Raw genomic sequence first — 408 nt, 5'->3', positions numbered from 1 at the left:
CAGGAGAACGGAATGCACGGAGTTCAGCAGCGACGTGGCCAACCGCTTGTTTATCTGCACCAGTCAAAACGATTTCTGTTTGGCTAGGAGTTGGAACAGAAACACCTTCAGGCATTTCGGATACGATTGGATGAGTTCGGTCAAACCCAAATGCAGCGGATAGACGCAACGGCTGCCCAGTTCGCGGTAAACCTGAATCAAATCATGAACCGCGCTGACTTTGCACGACAGGATGATTTTGTCTTCGGGCAGTCCCAATAGCTGTCTCTTATGCAAGACACCCTATCGCTGCCATTAATACGAAACTCCGCGTTTCCGACTTACATTGATTCAACGTATGTTCTCTTCTCGCCTATTCGTTTTTTGAAATCATCCGTGCCTTTTAGGCCGCATCCTTTTTGCTCATTC

At 48.0% G+C, this 408-nt stretch carries 2 pseudogenes; both read right to left on the bottom strand.

The annotated features are described in order from the left end of the window. Window positions 1–178 (bottom strand): annotated as a pseudogene (rplF, locus tag ACRPFF_RS11245) (50S ribosomal protein L6); the annotation flags it as partial. Beyond that, window positions 136–270 (bottom strand): annotated as a pseudogene (locus tag ACRPFF_RS11240) (flavodoxin-dependent (E)-4-hydroxy-3-methylbut-2-enyl-diphosphate synthase); the annotation flags it as partial. The pseudogenes rplF and ACRPFF_RS11240, both read right to left, overlap by 43 nt. Window positions 271–408: the final 138 nt, after the last annotated feature.

Source organism: Neisseria sp. SLRRB23 (assembly GCF_050896295.1).
Taxonomy (GTDB): Bacteria; Pseudomonadota; Gammaproteobacteria; order Burkholderiales; family Neisseriaceae; genus Neisseria.
This window is presented reverse-complemented; position numbering and strand designations above follow the sequence as displayed.